A 15,019-nucleotide genomic window follows, 5' to 3' on the forward strand; every position below is an offset into this window, starting at 1 on the left:
GCTACACCCGTTGGCCGGAAGAGAGACCAAATCGCTACCAGGCGGCGGCCCGGGCCCGCAGGATGGCCGCGCTCCGCTCGTCGGCCGGCAGGAACGCCTCCAGATGCAGCTCGGCCACCGTCACGTCCACCGCGGTGGCGAAGGTGGTCAGCGTGGTCAGCAGCCGCAACTCGCCCTCGGGGCAGCGCAGTCGCAGCGGGACGGCGAAGCCGAGCGGGTCCTGGGCGGCCGGCTCGGCGGGCAGGTAGCCGGCCAGCTCGGCGGCGAGTTCGGCGAGCGCCGGGTCCTGGTGGCGGCGGGCCCGGGCGGTCAGGTTCTCGGTGATGTGCCGGCCCCAGTCGGCCAGGTTGAGCACCCGCCGGGCCATTCCGTCCGGGTGCAGGGCGAGCCGGTAGAGGTTGACCGGCGGGCGCAGCAGCCCGGCGTCCACGTCCTCGGTGAGCAGCGCGAACGCCGGGTTGGAGGCCAGCAGTTCGCCGTGCGGGCGGGCCACCAGCGCGGGGTAGGGCAGGTGCCCCTCGAGGATCCGGTCCAGCGCCTCGCGGACCGGCCGCAGCAGCGACCCGGCCAGCTCGGACTCCGGGTAGCGGGGTGCGTAGCCGGCCGCCAGCAGCAGGGCGTTGCGCTCCCGCAGGCCCAGCTCCAGCGACTCGGCCAGCCGCAGCACGATCGGCGCGCCGGGGTGCGAGCGGCCGGACTCCATGAAGCTCAGGTGGCGCTGGGTGGTCCCCGCGCGCTCGGCGAGTTCGAGCTGGCTGAGCCGGCGGGTGGCCCGCCAGCGGCGCAGTTCGGCGGGGAAGGCGGGGTGGGCGGCAGCGGCAGTGGTCACCCCGGCAGTTCTAGCGCGGACCACCGCCACCCGGCCATTCCCGGCGGGGAATTGCCGGGCCGCTGCGGGTTCGCGGACGATCCGGGACATCCACGGATGACGAACCCTCAGGAGGGACCACCATGCGCTCCTACCACCTGACCGGCGCCGGCGAGCCGGAGCAGAGCCTGCGGCTGCGCGAGCACCCGATCCCCGAACCCGGCCCCACCGGCCTGCTGGTCCGGGTCCGGGCCGCCGCGCTCAACCGCCGCGACGAGCTGATCCTGCACGACCGCTACCCGCTGCCCTCCCGCCCCGAGGTGGTGCCGCTGAGCGACGGCGCCGGCGAGGTGGTGGCCGTCGGCGCCCGGGTCACCCGGTTCCGGGTCGGCGACCGGGTGGTCGGGAGCTACTGGCCGCGCTGGACCGGCGGCCGGCTGAGCACCCACCTCTACGACCAGCTCGGCAACACCGTGGACGGCATGCTGACCGAGTACGCGGTGCTCGACCAGGAGTGGGCGGTCGGCGTGCCCGACTCGCTGAGCTGGACGGAGGCGGCCACCCTGCCCTGCGCCGCGGTCACCGCCTGGACCTCGCTCACCGGCGGCCGTGGCCTGCGCCCGGGCGGCACCGTGCTGACCCTGGGCAGTGGCGGCGTCTCGCTCTTCGCGCTGCAGCTGGCCAAGGCGATGGGCTGCCGGGTGATCTGCACCACCTCCGCGCCGGAGAAGGCGGAGCGGCTGCTCGCCCTGGGCGCCGACGAGGTGATCGACTACCGGGTCGAGCCGGAGTGGAGCGGGCGGGCGCGCGAGCTGACCGGCGGCGAGGGCGCGGACCTGGTGGTGGAGACGGTCGGCCCGGCCACCTTCGAGCAGTCGATGCGCTCGGCCGGCCTCCACGGCGAGGTGGTCTTCGTCGGCGGCAGCGCGGTCGAGCCGGAGCTGCGGATCGCGACCGCCACCTACGCCCGCACCATGGCCACCGTCCGCCGGGTCTTCGTGGGCAGCCGGGCCGACCTGGCCGACCTGGTCCGGGCGGTGGCGGTGACCGGCATCCGCCCGGTGATCGACTCGGTCTTCCCGTTCGAGCAGGCCCGCGAGGCCTACCGCCACTACCTCTCCGGCGGCAGCTTCGGCAAGGTGGTCATCGCGATCGGCTGAGTCCCCGTCAGCGCAGTTCGGCCAGGACCGCGTCGGTCAGCACCGGCCAGACCTCCGCCGCCCACGGCCCGAACGCCCGGTCAGCCAGCGCCACGCAGGCCGCCCCGGCGGCCGGGTCCACCCAGAGGAAGGTGCCGGACTGCCCGAAGTGCCCGAAGGTGCCGGGCGAGCTGGCCGAGCCGGTCCAGTGCGGCGCCTTGGAGTCGCGGATCTCGAAGCCCAGGCCCCAGTCGTTGGGCTTCTGGTGGCCGTAGCCGGGCAGCACCCCGCTCAGGCCGGGGAAGGACACCTCGCGGGTGGCGGCGGCCACCGTGGACGGGTGCAGCAGCTTGGGCGCCTGCAGCTCCGCGGCGAACCGGGCCAGGTCGGCGGCGGTGGAGACGCCGCCGGCGCCCGCCGGGGTCCGGTGCGCCGGGTCGATGGCGGTGTCCGCCATGCCGAGCGGCCGGAAGACGGCCTCCGCGGCGTACTGCGCGAACGGGATGCCGGCCGCCTCGGCCAGGGTGTCGGCCAGCACGTCGAAGCCCGCGTTGGAGTAGAGCCGACGGGTGCCGGGGGCCGCCATCGCCCGGTGCTCGTCGAAGGCCAGCCCGGAGGTGTGCGCCAGCAGGTGGCGGACGGTGGAGCCGTCCGGCCCGGCCGGGTCGTCCAGCTCGAAGACGCCCTCCTCGACGGCCACCAGGGCGGCGTAGGCGGTCAGCGGCTTGGTCACCGAGGCCAGCTCGAACCGGTGGTGCTGCGGGCCGTGCGCACCCAGCACCGCGCCGTCCGCACCCCGCACCACCACCGCCGCAGCGGTGTCCACCGGCCAGTCCTCGATCATCCGCAAACTCTCCATGGCCAGCACTGTAGTGCGGCCGGAGATTCTTCCGGCGCCGGGTTTGCTTGGAGTGCACTCCAACTCGATAGCGTCGTACCCGTCGCACCGCGGCGAGCGGGACACAGCGAGGAAGGAGCCGGCCATGGGCGCGCAGACCGCCGGATACGGTCCGGACGGCGCGGAGCAGTACAACGGCACCCTGCGGCACGGCATCAGCGAGGTGTCCGAGCTGACCGGCCTGACCGCCCACACGCTGCGCTGGTACGAGCGGATCGGCCTGCTGGACCCGGTCGACCGCACCCACGGCGGCCGCCGGCTCTACAGCGACCGCGACCTGGCCCGCCTGGAGTTCCTGGGCAAGCTCCGGCTCACCGGCATGCCGGTGGCCGACATGCTCCGCTACGTGGAGCTGGCCCGGCAGGGCGAGGGCACGGCCCGGGAGCGGCGGGAGCTGCTGATCTCCCACCGCACCGAGGTCCGGGCCAAAATCGCCGACCTGCACGCCACCCTCGCGGTGCTCGACCACAAGATCGACCTCTACGCGGAGCAGTCCGCGACCACGACCGGTACACAAGGCACTCCCGGGAAGGCAGCACGCCAATGAGCAACACCCTCCCCACCGTCCAGCTCGGCACCGACGGCCCGCTGGTCGGCGTCCAGGGCCTCGGCTGCATGGGCATGAGCGAGTTCTACGGCCCGACCGACACCACCGAGGCGCTGGCCACCCTGGACGCCGCGCTGGAGGCGGGCGTCACCCTCTTCGACACCGCGGACATCTACGGCAGCGGCGCCAACGAGGAGCTGGTCGGCCCGTTCGTCCGGGCCAACCGCGACCGGGTGGTGCTGGCCACCAAGTTCGCCATCGAGCGCGACCCGCAGGACCCCACCCGCCGCGGCATCCGCAACGAGCCGGAGTACATCCGGGCCGCCGTGGACCGCTCGCTGCAGCGCCTGGGCATCGACGTCATCGACGTCTACTACATGCACCGCCGCGACCCCAAGGTGCCGCTGGCCGACTCGGTCGGCGCGATGGGCGAGCTGGTGAAGGCCGGCAAGGTGCGCCACCTGGGCCTGTCCGAGGTGACCGGCGCCGAGCTGCGCGAGGCGCACGCCGTGCACCCGATCGCCGCGCTGCAGTCCGAGTGGTCGATCTTCTCCCGGGACGTCGAGCGGAGCGCGGTGGGCGCCGCCGCCGAGCTGGGCGTGGCCTTCGTGCCGTACTCGCCGCTCGGCCGCGGCTTCCTGACCGGCAGCCTGCCGGCCGCGGGCGAGCTGGCCGCCGACGACTACCGCCGCAACATGCCGCGGTTCAACGGCGACGCGGCCGCGGCCAACGCCGAGCTGATCGCGCCGATCCAGCGGATCGCCGCCGAGCGCGGGGTGACGGCGGCCCAGGTCGCGCTGGCCTGGGTGGCCCAGCGCGCCGAGGTGCACGGCCTGACCGTGGTGCCGATCCCGGGCACCCGCAAGCGCACCCGGCTGGCCGAGAACGTGGCCAGCACCGAGCTGCGGCTGACCGCGGAGGAGCTGGCCGCGCTGGAGCCGATCGCCGCCCAGGTGACCGGCAACCGCTACCCGGACATGGCCTTCACCAGCGTCGGCCGCGAGTAGCGGTCCGCGCCCGCCCGGCGGCTGTCAGTACTTGACGTCCTGGTAGTCGCCGAGGGCGATGGCGGCGAAGTTGTAGAGACTGGTGGTGCCCGGGTCGAAGTAGCCCGCGTGGCCGACCGCGCCGGCCGAGGAGATGTCCTCGGCGCCGAAGTCCGGGCTGGTCGGGTCGGCCCCGTGGCCCAGCCCGCCGACCTCCAGGTACGGCACGTTGCCGATCCAGTCGGCCGGGTTCCGGGTGGCCCAGACGTGCACGGCGGTGCCCAGCCCGGCGGCGCTGTCCACGTTCATCCCCGGGCTGCCCAGCACCACCAGGTCGGTGGTCTCGCCGCGCAGCCTGGGCGCCGCCTCGCCGCAGACCACGGTGCCGTAGGAGTGGCAGATCAGGGCCGGCGGCGCGGCCGGCGCGGTGGTCTGCTGCAGGCCGTCCAGCAGCCGCAGCAGCCGGGGCGCGGCGGCCACCGCCAGCCGGGAGGTGACCGCGTCCGGGCCCAGGCCGACCGGGCTGACGTAGTCGGTCCAGGCGATCAGCGCGGTGGAGGTGTCCGGCGCCAGCCGCTGCTCCTCGGCGCGCACCGCGCGGGCCATCCCGGCCGCGCCCTGCAGCGGGTGGTCGCTCTTGTCGTGGTGGCCCAGGTCGCTGTCCGAGCCGGGCACCACCACGGCGATCCGCTTGGCGGTGGCCAGGTCGCCGAAGACCTCGGCCACCAGGCCGCGGCTGCGCGGGTCGAAGGCGAGGATCTGCCGGCCCGGGTTGAGCAGCGGGCGGCTGTCGTTCACCCGGGCGGTGGCGGTGGCGCGCTGCGCGGCGTCCAGCTTGGCGTCGGTGCTCTGCGCCTCGGCCTGGGCGATCTCGTTCTGGATCGCGATCCGGTTGGCCCGGTAGCGCAGCTGCAGCGGGGCGCCGTCCAGGTTGCCCACCACCAGCGGGTACTCGCGGACCAGCTGGTCCTGCTGGGCCGGGCTGAGCGAGGCGAAGAAGGCGGCCACGGTGGCGGAATCCGCGGTGGCCGGGTCGGGCAGCGCGCGGCCCAGCGAGTGGTCCTGCGCCCAGGCGGCGGAGCCGGCCGGCGGCGTGGTGATCGCCACCTGCTCGTTGGCGGCGGCGGCCTGGGCCGCGGCGGCACCGGCGTCCGCCAGCACCGCGCAGGTCGCGAAAGCGCCGATCATAAGGCGCTTCAGCCGCCTGCGCTGCATCGCGTCAACTCCTGTTGGTACGACGGGCGGTCGAGGACAGCCGGCCCGGGAACAGTCTGGGTACAGTCGGCCAGCGTATGGCCTCCGGAACCGTGATGGAGCGGCGCCAAACTGTGGGTTGAATCACAGTGGAGCCGATCTGGCGTATCGGTGTCCGGGTGTGCTTGGGGCCCCGCGGCCGCTGGTAGGGTCACCCGACGGAGTGTCAGGCCGCAGTTGACGCGCGGGCGTCAGCCACGCCGAAGGCCCGCGAAGGTCCGCTCAGCGCCAGTGGCCGTCCACCAGGGCCGGGCCGAGCTGGTCCAGATGCTGTTCGATCACCGCGATGATCCCCTCGGGCCCCTCCTGCCGGCCCCCCTCGGGCCCCTCCGGGGCGCCGGGGCCGACGGACCAGGACAGGTGCGCGCTGCGCACGGCGGCGCCGAAGACGGCCGCCAGCAGCCGCGGCCGCAGGTCGGTGGCCGGGTCCAGCCCCTCGCGCTCGGCCAGGATTCGGGCCACCCGCTGCTCGCCCTCGGCGGACCGGCGCAGCTGCGCGGCCAGCAGGGTGGGCGTGCCCTCGATCAGCTGGACCAGCTCCAGCGCGGCGGTGACGCCGCGGCCGCCCTGGTGGTGCGCCGCGCTCAGGTCCCGCCAGGAGGCGCAGACGGCGGCGCGCATCGCCCGCAGCGGCGGCTCCTCGGGAGGCCGCTCGGCCAGCCGCTCGATGAAGTAGTCCTCCGAGTCCGCCAGCACCGCGAGGGCGGCCTCCTCCTTGTTGGCGAAGTAGCGGAAGAAGGTGCGCTGCGAGACGTCCACCGCCGCGGCGATCTCGTCCACCGTGGTCTGCGCGTAGCCGTGGCTGAGGAACAGCCGGTGCGCGGCGTCCACCAGGGCGTCCCGGGTGCGCTGCTTCTTCCGCTCGCGCAGACCGGGGACGCCGGCCTGCGGCGCTGTGGAGGTCGGGCCCATGAGGTCACGATAGCGCGCCCGGAGCGGCCCCCATGGTAGTGATGGCAGCCGCTGTCATATTCTGTCGGCGGTGGTGCCCGCGTGCCGACGCGCTCGTGGGGACGGGCAGGACCCGGGCGCCACCCGCCGGCCGGACGGCCGAGGGCCGGCTCCCCCTGCGGGGAGCCGGCCCTCGGTGCGTCGGCGACGGGATCAGGCGTCGCCGCCGGCCTCGCCCGGGTGGGCGGCGGCCACGTCCAGCAGCTGGTAGCGGTCCAGCGCCTCCTTCAGCGCGGAGCGCTCGACCTTGCCCTGCTTGGCCAGCTCGGTCAGCACGCCCAGCACGATCGACTGCGCGTCGATGTGGAAGAAGCGGCGGGCCGCACCGCGGGTGTCGGCGAAGCCGAAGCCGTCGGCACCCAGCGACTGGTACTGGTTCGGCACCCAGCGGGCGATCTGGTCCGGCACGGCGCGCATCCAGTCGGAGACGGCCACCACCGGGCCCTCGGCGCCGTGCAGCTTCTGGGTGACGTACGGCACCCGCTGCGGCTCCTCCGGGTGGAGCAGGTTGAACTCCTCGGCCTCGACCGCGTCGCGGCGCAGCTCGTTCCAGGAGGTGGCCGACCAGACGTCCGCCCGGACGTTCCACTCCTCGGCGAGGATGCGCTGCGCCTCCAGCGCCCACGGCACGGCCACGCCGGAGGCGAGGATCTGCGCCGGGACCTGGCCGGCGGTGCCGGCCTGGTACTTGTGCAGGCCCTTGAGGATGCCCTCGACGTCCACGTTCTCCGGCTCGGCCGGCATCCGGATCGGCTCGTTGTAGACCGTCATGTAGTAGAAGACGTCCTCGCCGTTCGGGTGCTCGGCGGAGGAGCCGTACATCCGGCGCAGGCCGTCCTGGACGATGTGGGCGATCTCGAACCCGTAGGCGGGGTCGTAGGCGACCACGGCGGGGTTGGTGGAGGCCAGCAGGTGCGAGTGGCCGTCCGCGTGCTGCAGGCCCTCACCGGTCAGCGTGGTGCGGCCGGCGGTGGCGCCCAGCACGAAGCCGCGGGCCAGCTGGTCGGCCATCTGCCAGAACTGGTCGCCGGTGCGCTGGAACCCGAACATCGAGTAGAAGACGTAGACCGGGATCAGCGGCTCGCCGTGGGTCGCGTACGACGAGCCGGCGGCGATCAGCGAGGCGGTGCAGCCCGCCTCGGAGATGCCGTCGTGCAGCATCTGGCCGCTCGGGGACTCCTTGTAGGCCAGCAGCAGCTCGCGGTCGACCGACTCGTAGGTCTGGCCCAGCGGGTTGTAGATCTTGGCCGACGGGAAGAGCGAGTCCATGCCGAAGGTGCGGTACTCGTCGGGCGCGATCGGCACGAAGCGGTTGCCGATGCCCTTGTCCCGCATCAGGTCCTTGAGCAGCCGGACGAAGGCCATCGTGGTGGCGATGGTCTGCTGGCCGGAGCCCTTCTTGACCGCCTTGTACGCGTCGTCGCCGGGCAGCTCCAGCCGGCGCGGGCGCACCTTGCGGGTCGGCACGTAGCCGCCGAGCTCCTGCCGGCGGTCGTGCATGTACTGGATCTCCTCCGAGTCGCGACCCGGGTGGTAGTAGGGCGGGTAGCCCTCCTCCAGCTGCTTGTCCGTGATCGGCAGGTGCAGCCGGTCGCGGAAGCGCTTCAGGTCCTCGGTGGTCAGCTTCTTCATCTGGTGGGTCGCGTTGCGGCCCTCGAAGTTCGGACCCAGGGTCCAGCCCTTGACGGTCTGGGCCAGGATCACGGTCGGCTGGCCCTTGTGCTCGCGGGCCGCCTTGAACGCCGCGTAGACCTTGCGGTGGTCGTGGCCGCCGCGGCCCAGGTGCTGGATCTGCTGGTCGGTCATGTTCTCGACCATGGCGCGCAGCCGCAGGTCGCCGCCGAAGAAGTTCTCCCGGATGTACGCACCGGACTCGGTGGCGTAGGTCTGGAACTGGCCGTCCGGGGTGGAGTTCAGCTTGTTGACCAGGACGCCGTCGCGGTCCTGGGCCAGCAGCGGGTCCCAGGTGCGGTCCCAGACCAGCTTGATGACGTTCCAGCCGGCGCCGCGGAACTGCGACTCCAGCTCCTGGATGATCTTGCCGTTGCCGCGGACCGGGCCGTCGAGGCGCTGCAGGTTGCAGTTGACGACGAAGGTCAGGTTGTCCAGGCCCTCGCGGGCGGCCAGCGAGAGCTGGCCGAGCGACTCGGGCTCGTCCATCTCGCCGTCGCCGAGGAAGGCGTAGACGTGCGACTGGGAGGTGTCCTTGATGCCGCGGTGCTCCAGGTAGCGGTTCATCCGCGCCTGGTAGATCGCGCCCAGCGGGCCGAGGCCCATGGAGACGGTGGGGAACTCCCAGAAGTCCGGCATCAGCCGCGGGTGCGGGTAGCTGGAGAGGCCGTAGGGCGCCTTCGACTTCTCCTGCCGGAAGGCGTCGAGCTGCTGCTCGGAGAGTCGGTCCAGCAGGAAGGCGCGGGCGTAGATGCCGGGGGAGGCGTGACCCTGGAAGAAGATCTGGTCGCCCGACTCGCCCTCGGCGTCCTTGCCGCGGAAGAAGTAGTTGAAGCCGACGTCGTAGAGCGACGCGGAGGAGGCGAAGGTGGCGATGTGCCCGCCGACGCCGATGCCGGGGCGCTGCGCCCGCGAGACCATCACGGCCGCGTTCCAGCGGGTCGCGTTCAGGACCTTGCGCTCGATCTCCTCGTTGCCGGGGAAGAACGGCTCGTCCTTGGTCGCGATCGTGTTGACGTAGTCGGTGCTGCGCATCTCGGGCACGGCGACACGCTTCTCGCGGGCGCGCTCGATCAGGCGGAGCATCAGGTACCGGGCGCGCTCACGACCGCGCTCGTCGATGGCCGCGTCGAGCGACTCCAGCCATTCCGCGGTCTCCTCGGGATCGAAGTCCGGGACCTGACTCGGAAGGCCGCCAATGATGATCGGGTTGCGATCTGATCCGGAAGCCACGCTGTTCCTTCACTGTCGGACGAATCTGTGGTGTGTGTCGCGCCGCCTCCATCGTGCTACCGCGCTCGGAGATCCGTCATCTCTACCGATCGGTAACCGTCACCCCTGGTCAGGGCTCCGGTTCAGGTGGCGTGCGGCCGGCGGTCCGCCTTGGCCCGCCGGAGTGAGGGCCAACAGGAGACTCTACGCCGGTGATCTCGCTGCTCTCGAATGCCGTTCGCATCGCGGGCGGCCAGGCGGAACCCGGAGCCCGGCGCACGGGCATCCGCAGCATGGGCGAACGGTGCGCAAAAGGGCAAATCGGTGTGATTCCCGGCACAGGACACGGCGTGTCTTGGGACGACACGTCAACCTTTGGGTGGGATCGGGGGTCGGGTACTTGCGCGAACCGCCGCGCCCGTGTGGACTACGGCCACAGCCCTGGCACCGACGCCGGGCCGAAATACTGGAGGTTATTCCCGTGAGCGCGACCGCGGACCCCGCGGACAAGTCCAACCCGGCCGCCAAGCTGGGCTTCGAGCCCGGTCAGATCGTCCAAGAGCTGGGGTACGACGACGACACCGACCAGAGCCTCCGCGAGGGCATCGAGGAGGTCACCGGTGAGGAACTCGTCGACGAGGACTACGACGACGTCGCCGACGCCGTCCTGCTGTGGCACCGCGAGGAGGACGGGGACCTGACCGACGCCCTCGTCGACGCCCAGGAGTACCTGGTCGAGGGCGGGCTGATCTGGCTGCTGACGCCGAAGAAGGGTCGCAGCGGCCACATCGAGGCCCATGAGGTCGCCGAGGCCGCGCAGACCGCCGGCCTCTCGCAGACCAGCTCGATCGCCGTGGCGGCCGACTGGGCCGGCACCCGGCTGGCCACTCCGAAGGCCGCGAAGTCCAAGCGCTGAGCCCATCCCGCCGGGAGTCCTCGTGACGACCCGTCGCGGCAGGCGTTGACGCCCCCGCTGGAGCTTCCTCCAGCGGGGGCCGTCCGCTTCCGGGCCCGGTTCGTGGCGGACGCCCGGACCACTGTTCGCCCCCGGCGAAACTACCCCCGAAGGGACCCCTGTTCTCACCCGTTCGGCCGAATCGGCCCAAACGGATGCGAGGATGTGGCCGCGGTGGCTGCCGGCCGCCGCGCACTGCTCCTCGCAGCGCAGTGCTCCGCTGAGAAAGGTCCCTCACCATGGCCATCGAGGTCGGCACCCAGGCTCCGGACTTCGAGCTGAAGAACCAGCACGGCGAGCTGGTCAAGCTCTCCGACTTCCGGGGCGAGAAGAACGTCGTCCTGGTGTTCTACCCCTTCGCCTTCACCGGCGTCTGCACCGGCGAGGTCTGCGAGATCCAGCAGGAGCTGCCGCGGCTGCAGAACGGCGACGTGCAGGTGCTGGCGGTCTCCAACGACTCGCCGTTCACCCTGCGGGTCTTCGCGGAGCAGCAGAACCTGGACTACCCGCTGCTCTCCGACTTCTGGCCGCACGGTGCGGCCTCCCGCGCCTACGGCGTCTTCGACGAGGAGAAGGGCTGCGCGGTGCGCGGCACCTTCGTGATCGACAAGGCCGGCGTGGTGCGCTGGTCGATCGTCAACGGCCTCCCGGACGCCCGGGACACCAAGGAGTACCTGTCGGCGATCGAGGCGCTCTGACCCCTCCCGCACGGCTCTGACGGCCCCGGCGTGGCAGCGATCCGCTGCCACGCCGGGCCGTTTCGCCGTGCACGCGGGAACCCGACAGTACGATCGGCCCGTTGGCCGGATGAGGGCCCGCACTGTTACGGGATCAACGCGAACGACGACAGCTTCTGGAGGTACCTGTGGGTGTGAGCCTGAGCAAGGGCGGAAACGTCTCGCTGACCAAGGAGGCGCCGGGCCTGACCGCGGTGCTGATCGGTCTGGGCTGGGACGCCCGGACCACCACCGGCGCCGACTTCGACCTGGACGCCAGCGCCCTGCTCTGCAACGAGCTCGGCAAGGTCACCAAGGACGCCGACTTCGTCTTCTTCAACAACCTCAAGAGCCCGGACGGCTCGGTCGAGCACGCCGGCGACAACCTCACCGGCTCCGGTGGTGGCGACGACGAGGTGATCAAGGTCGACCTGGCCACCGTGCCGGCCGGCATCGCCAAGATCGTCTTCCCGGTCTCGATCTACGACGCGGAGACCCGCGGCCAGAACTTCGGCCAGGTGCGCAACGCCTACATCCGGGTGGTCAACCAGGTCGGCGGCGACGAGATCGCCCGCTACGACCTCTCGGAGGACGCCTCCACCGAGACCGCGATGGTCTTCGGCGAGCTCTACCGCAACGGTGCGGAGTGGAAGTTCCGCGCCATCGGCCAGGGCTACGCCTCCGGCCTGCGCGGCATCGCCCAGGACTTCGGGGTGAACGTCTGAGCCGGTCCCACCGGCCGCGACCGACGGCCCGCCGCGCGAACCGCGCGGCGGGCCGTCGGCATTCGCACCACCTGGGGCCCGTCGGCCGGGCCCGCGACCCCGCTGGCCGGAAATGCTTGCGCGACTGCTTGATAGGTTCCAAGTTCAGCATGTTCAGTGGGCGGTTCAGGACTGATCGGCCTCGGGCGGGCGTAGACATGGAAGTCGGCCCGTACCGCGATCACGGCGCGGGCCGCCAGGGAGTGGGAGGAAGAACCACCATGAGTGTCACGCTCGTCAAGGGCGGAAACGTCTCGCTGAGCAAGGTCGCGCCGAATCTGACACAGGTGCAGATCGGGCTCGGCTGGGACGCCCGGTCGACCACCGGCGCGCCCTTCGACCTCGACGCGAGCGCGCTTCTGTGCGCGGGTGGCAGGGTGCTCGGTGACGAGTACTTCGTCTTCTACAACAACCTCAAGAGTCCTGAGGGTTCGGTCGAGCACCTGGGTGACAACCTGGTCGGCGGAGCCGAGGGCGAGGAGGGGGACGAGGAGGTGGTCGTGGTCAACCTCGACCTGGTCCCCGCGCAGGTGGACAAGGTGGTCTTCCCGGTCTCGATCTACGACGCGGACGCGCGCGCACAGAGCTTCGGCCACGTGCGCAACGCCTACATCCGGGTGGTCAACACGGCGACCGGCGAGGAGATCGCCCGTTACGACCTGACCGAGGACGCCTCCAGTGAGACCGCGATGATCTTCGGTGAGCTGTACCGCTACCAGGGGGAGTGGAAGTTCCGCGCCGTCGGTCAGGGGTACGCCTCCGGGCTTCGTGGGATCGCCCTGGATTTCGGAGTCAACGTACAGTAAAGGTCACGTCAAGATGATGATGTGACCTGCGGGCCGAAAGGTAGTCATAGCGTGTTCCTCCGCACATTCGGATGGTCCTTCGTGACCACGATCGCCGGGTTGGTGGCGGCCGGGCTGATCTGGGGACCGACCGGGTTCGGCGTGGTGCTGATCCTGGCGATCCTGGAGATCTCCCTGTCCTTCGACAACGCGGTGGTCAACGCCACGGTCCTGAAGCGGATGAACCCGTTCTGGCAGAAGATCTTCCTCACGGTCGGCGTGCTGATCGCGGTCTTCGGCATGCGGCTGCTCTTCCCGCTGCTGGTGGTCATGCTGACCGCGCACATCGGGCCGGGCACCGTGATCGACCTGGCGCTCAACTCCACCCACACCTACAACGGGCTGACCTACGGTCAGCACCTGGAGGCGGCCAACCCGGCGATCGCCGCCTTCGGCGGGATCTTCCTGCTGATGATCTTCCTGGACTTCATCCTGGAGGAGAAGGACTACCACTGGCTGCGCTGGATCGAGCGGCCGCTGGAGAAGCTGGGCAAGCTCGAGGCGCTGTCCAGCGTGATCGCGCTGGTCTCGCTGGTGCTGGCCGCGCACTTCTTCGCCGGGGACCGGGCCGAGACGGTGCTGCTGGCCGGTGTGCTCGGCCTGGTCACCTATCTGGCCGTCAACGGGCTCTCCGGGCTGTTCGAGAACTCGATGGAGGCGGAGGAGGAGGCCGAGGAGGAGGCCGAGCGCGAGGGCAAGCCGCTGATCCAGGTGGCCGGCAAGGCGGCGTTCTTCCTCTTCCTCTACCTGGAGGTCCTGGACGCCTCGTTCTCCTTCGACGGCGTGGTCGGCGCCTTCGCGATCTCCAACGACATCTTCCAGATCACCCTGGGCCTGGGCATCGGCGCGATGTACATCCGCTCGCTGACCGTCTTCCTGGTTCGCAAGGGCACCCTGGACGACTACGTCTACCTGGAGCACGGCGCGCACTACGCGATCGGCGCGCTGGCGGGCATCCTGCTGGTCTCCATCGAGTACAAGATCCCGGAGATCGTCACCGGCCTGATCGGGGTCGCCTTCATCGGTGCCTCGCTCGGCTCCTCGATGCTGCGCAACCGGCGCCGGGCCGCGCTGGACGAGCTGGCGGCGGACTCGCCCTCCTCGGTGGGCAGCGGCGGCCGGAACTGAGCAGGGCGCGTACGGCAGAACGGCGGAGCCCCCGCACCCGGACCGGGTGCGGGGGCTCCGCCGTTCTGCCGTGCCGCCCGGTCAGCCGAGCTTCTTCTCCATCGCGCGGAGCTTGCGCTCCAGCGAGTCGAAGGGGGAGTCCAGCTTCGGCATCGAGAGGGTGTCGTCGTCCTGCGTCAGGTCGATCGCGCCGCGGCGGGCGGTCGCCCCGAGCGCGGCCGGCTCCAGGGCGGAGGGGCCGACCTTGGCCATCGGGTCCTCCGACTCAGCTAGCGCAGGCTCCGTAGCGGGCTGGCCGTCGGCGCCGGCCCGCGTGAGCGCGGGGACCTGGCGGCCGCCCCGGCTGCGGGTCAGGCCGCCGTGCCGGGCGATCGCCTTCAGCTCGGCCCGCTCGCGGCGGTCGGCGCTGCGGGCGGCGGTACGGGCGGCCAGCCTGGAGGCGCGCTCCTCGCGGACCTCCTCCACCGCCTCGTCCAGGCTGCGGACGTTCTCCAGCAGCATCAGCGACCAGGCCGCGTAGGTCTCCCGGGGGGCGCGCAGCCAGCGGACGATCCGGATCTGCGGCAGCGGGCGCGGGATCAGACCCTGCTCGCGCAGCGCCGCGCGGCGGGTCTGCTTGAGCGCGCGGTCGAAGAGCACGGCCGCCGAGATCGACATGCCGGCGAAGAACTGCGGGGCGCCGTTGTGGTCGCCGCCGCGCGGGGCGTGCACCCAGTTGAACCAGGCCGAGGCGATGGCGAAGAGCCAGACCAGCATCCGGGAGCCGAGCGCGGCGTCACCGTGGCTGGCCTCGCGGACGGCGAGCACGGAGCAGAACATCGCCGCGCCGTCCAGGCCGAACGGGACCAGGTACTCCCAGCCGTTGCTCAGGCCCAGGTTCTGGGTGCCGAAGCCGACCAGGCCGTGGAAGGAGAGCGCGGCCGCCACCCCGGCGCAGACGAAGAGCAGCACGTAGGAGGAGATGCCGTAGACCATCTCCTTGCGGCGGCGGCGCTCCTCGCTGCGCTCCCAGGAGTCACCGGTGTCGGCGGACTTGGCCGCCTTGACGCGCAGGGTGGCCACCAGGATGGCGGTGAAGAGCAGGGCTGCGCCGCCGACGACGGCCCAGACAACCTGTATGGACGAGAGTGACATGCGGCGTGAGC

14 protein-coding genes are annotated in these 15,019 nt (G+C 71.8%); 8 read left to right on the forward strand and 6 right to left on the reverse strand.

The window, feature by feature from the left end:
* Nucleotides 1–34: 34 nt before the first annotated feature.
* On the reverse strand, nucleotides 35–829 hold the full coding sequence (locus ACFYNO_RS11170) for a helix-turn-helix domain-containing protein (protein ID WP_388008930.1): 795 nt from the start codon (nucleotides 827–829) through the stop codon (nucleotides 35–37).
* Nucleotides 830–951: 122 nt separating this feature from the next.
* Between ACFYNO_RS11170 and ACFYNO_RS11175 the strand changes: the two genes are divergently transcribed.
* Nucleotides 952–1,968: an NAD(P)-dependent alcohol dehydrogenase gene (locus ACFYNO_RS11175; protein ID WP_388008933.1), complete on the forward strand. Its 1,017-nt coding sequence runs from the start codon at nucleotides 952–954 to the stop codon at nucleotides 1,966–1,968.
* Between the two features lie 7 nt (nucleotides 1,969–1,975).
* Here the strand turns inward: ACFYNO_RS11175 and ACFYNO_RS11180 are convergent, their stop codons facing one another.
* Nucleotides 1,976–2,806 (reverse strand): serine hydrolase domain-containing protein, encoded by an 831-nt coding sequence (locus ACFYNO_RS11180; RefSeq protein WP_388008936.1) that lies wholly within the window; start codon nucleotides 2,804–2,806, stop codon nucleotides 1,976–1,978.
* A 124-nt stretch (nucleotides 2,807–2,930) separates the two neighbouring features.
* On the opposite strand from ACFYNO_RS11180, the gene ACFYNO_RS11185 reads away from it, so the two are divergent.
* Nucleotides 2,931–3,392, forward strand: a complete 462-nt coding sequence (locus tag ACFYNO_RS11185; RefSeq protein WP_388008939.1) for a MerR family transcriptional regulator — start codon at nucleotides 2,931–2,933, stop codon at nucleotides 3,390–3,392.
* Complete coding sequence (locus tag ACFYNO_RS11190) at nucleotides 3,389–4,399, forward strand: aldo/keto reductase (protein WP_388008942.1); 1,011 nt, start codon at nucleotides 3,389–3,391, stop codon at nucleotides 4,397–4,399. The genes ACFYNO_RS11185 and ACFYNO_RS11190 overlap by 4 nt, the downstream gene beginning before the upstream one ends.
* 24 nt (nucleotides 4,400–4,423) lie before the next feature.
* Here the strand turns inward: ACFYNO_RS11190 and ACFYNO_RS11195 are convergent, their stop codons facing one another.
* The 3 genes from ACFYNO_RS11195 to aceE form a co-directional block, all read right to left on the reverse strand.
* Nucleotides 4,424–5,593: an alpha/beta hydrolase gene (locus ACFYNO_RS11195; RefSeq protein WP_388008945.1), complete on the reverse strand. Its 1,170-nt coding sequence runs from the start codon at nucleotides 5,591–5,593 to the stop codon at nucleotides 4,424–4,426.
* Nucleotides 5,594–5,854: 261 nt separating this feature from the next.
* Nucleotides 5,855–6,544: a TetR family transcriptional regulator gene (locus ACFYNO_RS11200; protein WP_388008948.1), complete on the reverse strand. Its 690-nt coding sequence runs from the start codon at nucleotides 6,542–6,544 to the stop codon at nucleotides 5,855–5,857.
* 192 nt (nucleotides 6,545–6,736) lie between these two features.
* Complete coding sequence (gene aceE, locus ACFYNO_RS11205; protein WP_388008951.1) at nucleotides 6,737–9,487, reverse strand: pyruvate dehydrogenase (acetyl-transferring), homodimeric type; 2,751 nt, start codon at nucleotides 9,485–9,487, stop codon at nucleotides 6,737–6,739.
* A gap of 460 nt (nucleotides 9,488–9,947) precedes the next feature.
* Between aceE and ACFYNO_RS11210 the strand changes: the two genes are divergently transcribed.
* From ACFYNO_RS11210 to ACFYNO_RS11230, 5 genes are all read left to right on the forward strand, one after another.
* Nucleotides 9,948–10,382, forward strand: coding sequence for a DUF3052 domain-containing protein (locus tag ACFYNO_RS11210; protein ID WP_388008954.1), 435 nt, complete (start codon nucleotides 9,948–9,950; stop codon nucleotides 10,380–10,382).
* Between the two features lie 278 nt (nucleotides 10,383–10,660).
* Nucleotides 10,661–11,119 carry a peroxiredoxin gene (locus tag ACFYNO_RS11215; protein WP_388008957.1) on the forward strand — a complete coding sequence of 153 codons (459 nt, stop codon included), beginning with the start codon at nucleotides 10,661–10,663 and terminating at the stop codon, nucleotides 11,117–11,119.
* A gap of 167 nt (nucleotides 11,120–11,286) precedes the next feature.
* The gene (locus ACFYNO_RS11220) at nucleotides 11,287–11,862 is read left to right on the forward strand and encodes a TerD family protein (RefSeq protein ID WP_388008960.1); all 576 of its coding nucleotides are present in this window, start codon (nucleotides 11,287–11,289) and stop codon (nucleotides 11,860–11,862) included.
* Nucleotides 11,863–12,122: 260 nt separating this feature from the next.
* Nucleotides 12,123–12,707 carry a TerD family protein gene (locus tag ACFYNO_RS11225; RefSeq protein WP_388008963.1) on the forward strand — a complete coding sequence of 195 codons (585 nt, stop codon included), beginning with the start codon at nucleotides 12,123–12,125 and terminating at the stop codon, nucleotides 12,705–12,707.
* A 51-nt stretch (nucleotides 12,708–12,758) separates the two neighbouring features.
* On the forward strand, nucleotides 12,759–13,874 hold the full coding sequence (locus tag ACFYNO_RS11230; RefSeq protein ID WP_388008966.1) for a DUF475 domain-containing protein: 1,116 nt from the start codon (nucleotides 12,759–12,761) through the stop codon (nucleotides 13,872–13,874).
* 81 nt (nucleotides 13,875–13,955) lie between these two features.
* Here ACFYNO_RS11230 and ACFYNO_RS11235 read toward each other — a convergent pair whose 3' ends face one another.
* The gene (locus tag ACFYNO_RS11235; RefSeq protein WP_388008969.1) at nucleotides 13,956–15,008 is read right to left on the reverse strand and encodes a DUF2637 domain-containing protein; all 1,053 of its coding nucleotides are present in this window, start codon (nucleotides 15,006–15,008) and stop codon (nucleotides 13,956–13,958) included.
* Between the last annotated feature and the right edge of the window lie 11 nt (nucleotides 15,009–15,019).

The organism is Kitasatospora sp. NPDC006697 (genome assembly GCF_042869935.1).
Taxonomy (GTDB): Bacteria; Actinomycetota; Actinomycetes; order Streptomycetales; family Streptomycetaceae; genus Kitasatospora.

What these genes read in the sequence shown, in the direction of transcription:
- ACFYNO_RS11200 (WP_388008948.1), bottom strand. Translation starts at nt 6,544, where the DNA reads ATGGGCCCGACCTCCACAGCGCCGCAGGCCGGCGTCCCCGGTCTGCGC.
- ACFYNO_RS11195 (WP_388008945.1), bottom strand. Translation starts at nt 5,593, where the DNA reads ATGCAGCGCAGGCGGCTGAAGCGCCTTATGATCGGCGCTTTCGCGACC.
- ACFYNO_RS11235 (WP_388008969.1), bottom strand. Translation starts at nt 15,008, where the DNA reads ATGTCACTCTCGTCCATACAGGTTGTCTGGGCCGTCGTCGGCGGCGCA.
- ACFYNO_RS11225 (WP_388008963.1), top strand. Translation starts at nt 12,123, where the DNA reads ATGAGTGTCACGCTCGTCAAGGGCGGAAACGTCTCGCTGAGCAAGGTC.
- ACFYNO_RS11175 (WP_388008933.1), top strand. Translation starts at nt 952, where the DNA reads ATGCGCTCCTACCACCTGACCGGCGCCGGCGAGCCGGAGCAGAGCCTG.
- ACFYNO_RS11180 (WP_388008936.1), bottom strand. Translation starts at nt 2,806, where the DNA reads ATGGAGAGTTTGCGGATGATCGAGGACTGGCCGGTGGACACCGCTGCG.
- ACFYNO_RS11185 (WP_388008939.1), top strand. Translation starts at nt 2,931, where the DNA reads ATGGGCGCGCAGACCGCCGGATACGGTCCGGACGGCGCGGAGCAGTAC.
- ACFYNO_RS11215 (WP_388008957.1), top strand. Translation starts at nt 10,661, where the DNA reads ATGGCCATCGAGGTCGGCACCCAGGCTCCGGACTTCGAGCTGAAGAAC.
- ACFYNO_RS11190 (WP_388008942.1), top strand. Translation starts at nt 3,389, where the DNA reads ATGAGCAACACCCTCCCCACCGTCCAGCTCGGCACCGACGGCCCGCTG.